At 63.1% G+C, this 2579-nt stretch carries 4 protein-coding genes; 2 read left to right on the forward strand and 2 right to left on the reverse strand.

What is annotated here, in order from left to right; all coding sequences use genetic code 11:
- Positions 1–164: 164 nt before the first annotated feature.
- Together C4S70_RS18250 and C4S70_RS18255 are read left to right on the forward strand one after the other, a co-directional pair.
- Positions 165–596 (forward strand): helix-turn-helix domain-containing protein, encoded by a 432-nt coding sequence (locus tag C4S70_RS18250; protein WP_235003897.1) that lies wholly within the window; start codon positions 165–167, stop codon positions 594–596.
- 28 nt (positions 597–624) lie between these two features.
- On the forward strand, positions 625–1131 hold the full coding sequence (locus tag C4S70_RS18255; protein WP_104009504.1) for a hypothetical protein: 507 nt from the start codon (positions 625–627) through the stop codon (positions 1129–1131).
- A 15-nt stretch (positions 1132–1146) separates the two neighbouring features.
- On the opposite strand, the gene C4S70_RS18260 is transcribed toward C4S70_RS18255, so the two are convergent.
- Entirely contained in the window at positions 1147–1743 is a 597-nt protein-coding gene (locus tag C4S70_RS18260) for a TetR/AcrR family transcriptional regulator (RefSeq protein ID WP_104009505.1), read from the reverse strand.
- 168 nt (positions 1744–1911) lie between these two features.
- The gene (locus C4S70_RS18265) at positions 1912–2469 is read right to left on the reverse strand and encodes a carboxymuconolactone decarboxylase family protein (RefSeq protein WP_200822818.1); all 558 of its coding nucleotides are present in this window, start codon (positions 2467–2469) and stop codon (positions 1912–1914) included.
- Positions 2470–2579: the final 110 nt, after the last annotated feature.

Consider the following 2579-nt stretch of genomic DNA (forward strand, 5'->3'; position numbering starts at 1 on the left):
ATCTTCGTCGTCATCGGTGCGCCCTCCACTTGGTTCATGAAACCATCATGGCATACGAGATGCCGCTGGGTGGGGGCATCCACCGCAGCAGTTCAAACCGACCGCGTGAACAGCGATTTTTGGGTTACTTTCATTGGAACTGGTTCCTTTTCTGAAGACCCATCGTGCGGCGAGTGTGCAAGGCGGGGCGCCTGCGCGAGCTTTACTATGCCGTGCTGAAAGGCGACGCCGGGGCTGTGGCGCGGCGGGCCTTTGGCGTTGGCAACGAAATCGCGCGCATCATCGACTATGTTTCCGCTCATCTGCACGAACCGGTCACAATCGACGACATGGCCGCCCAGGTCGGCATGAGTCGCGCGGTGTTCCATCGCCGCTTCAAGGAGGCGACGAGCATGTCGCCGATCCAGTTCGTCAAGTCGATGAGGCTGAATCGTGCCGCGATGAGAATTTCCGAGGGCAGGACCATATCCGAAGCGGCCTGGGAGGCGGGTTATGCCAGCCCATCGCAATTCAGCCGGGAATTCAAGCGCATGTACGGCCAGTCGCCGCGGCGGTGGAGCCAAACCGCACAGGCCGCGCCCGCCCGGCTGATCTGACCGGACGCCGCAGGAAGGGCGAAGCGACATGGATATTCTCAGGACGTCAACCGATTGGGCACGGGCGGAACTGCTGTCAAACGGATTTTTCGTTCTGTTCGGGGCGATGTTCATCGCGGCGAGTTTCGGGTTCTGGCAGAGGGGCGAGACGGAGATGGCACGCACCTTCGTGGTCCCGATGCTGGTGGCGGGCGCGCTGCTGCTGATCCTTGGTGGCGGGTTGCTCTACAGCACATGGACCACAGCCACGGGTTTCGAGGCCGCCCTCACGCAGGATCCCGCAGGGTTCGTGGCGGCAGAGATCGCGCGCGCCGACCGGACCATGACGCAATACGGGCTGGCCGTTTTCCGGGTAATGCCGCTGCTGATCGCCGGCGCTGCGCTGCTGATCGTCGTGATGCACGGTCCTGCCTGGCGCGCCGGCCTGGTCACCGCGACAGCCGTCCTGTCCTTGGTCATGAAGATCGACATGAACGCCAATGCCCGCATGGAGGCCTACAAGGACGCGCTTCTCGCAGGACAGGCCGTGAGGTAGGCGGCTCGGCCCGGATCACGCCACGCGCAGGGCTTCGACCTCTGATGCCATGTCCTCGGCAAGGTCGCGGATCGTCTGCTCCCGCGCACCACGATGCAGTTCGACCCGGAGAGCGGTGATGTTGGCCTGATAGCGGCGGGCGAGCCGCTCGGGGTCGGCGTCCAAAGCGATCTCTCCCTTGTCGCGAGCGGCGGCGAAGGCGGCGGCGAATTCACTCGCCATCTGGTCGAGGTACTCTTGCGTGGCGGCCGCGATCGCAGGGTTCGTGCTGCGCGTATCCACCAATGTCCTGGTCAGCATGCAGGCCTGACGCGCGGCATCCTCGGCGGGCAGTTCGGCATAAGAGCGGATGTGAGCGGCAAGCGCGGCAAGCGGCGATGCCGCCTTCGCGATCACTGCCCGGAACCCGGCCCGCGAGTTCTCGAAATACCGCCGCAGCGCCAGCAGGTAGAGGTTTTCCTTGCTGTCGAAGGCGGCATAGATGCTGCCCGGTTTCATCTCCAGCGCGGTTTCCAGATCCTTGAGCGAAGTCGCGTGATAGCCCTTGCGCCAGAAGAGCGTCATAGCTGCTTCCAGCGCGGCATCGCGGTCATAGTTGGCGGCACGGGCCATGAGTGCACTCCTTTGCCGGCGCCAGAGCGGTCAGGATGCTGGCATGTTTTCCACGCCTTGCGCCCCGGTGACAAGGTGCGGGCGCTCGAACGCCATCTCGGGCTTGCCACCGATGCCCCGTCGCGGCCCGGATGGGGCGGGGGGCCGGCATCCGGCCGCCCTCTCGTTTCATTCCACCGTGGCGGGCGTTTTCCTTTCCCAGGCGTATTTCCGGAACACCTTGTCCACTGACGTTTTCGCGAAGTGATTGACATAGTTCGACATCACCTTTTGCGCCACGCCGAGGATGACCTCGAGAATATTGGTGGTGGTAAAACCCGCGTCGAGGAAAGCCTGCGTGTCGGCCTCATCCACAAAGCCACGGCCCCGCACCACCTTCAGCGTGAAGTCGCGCAGCGCCTCCAGTTTCGCTGTCGGCAACGGGGTCTCGTTGCGCAGCGCCTCGGTGATCGCGTCATCGACCTTCATCATCTTGGCAATCCCGGTATGGGCGGGCACGCAGTAATGGCATTCATGCTCGACGTTCACCGTCTGCCAGACGACCGTCTTTTCCTCGTCGGTCAGGCTGGTGCCTAGAAACGCCTTGTGGGCCACCTGATAGGCCTCCAGCAGGCCCGGCGCATCCGCCATGGTGCCATGCAGGCCCGGAATGCGGCCATTGGCTTTGAATGAGCTACTCCCCGAAAATCGGACGCTGACGTAGGCTACAAATTGCTGTCTGCTGATCTTCGACGAAGAGGGGATCAGAGATGTCGAAACGGAAGCAGCATTCGCTGGAGTTCAAGGCGAAGGTAGCGCTTGAGGCGCTGAAGGGTGAGCAGACGGTCGCTGAGCTG

The sequence above is a fragment of the Jhaorihella thermophila genome (assembly GCF_900108275.1).
In the GTDB taxonomy this organism is placed as follows: domain Bacteria; phylum Pseudomonadota; class Alphaproteobacteria; order Rhodobacterales; family Rhodobacteraceae; genus Jhaorihella; species Jhaorihella thermophila.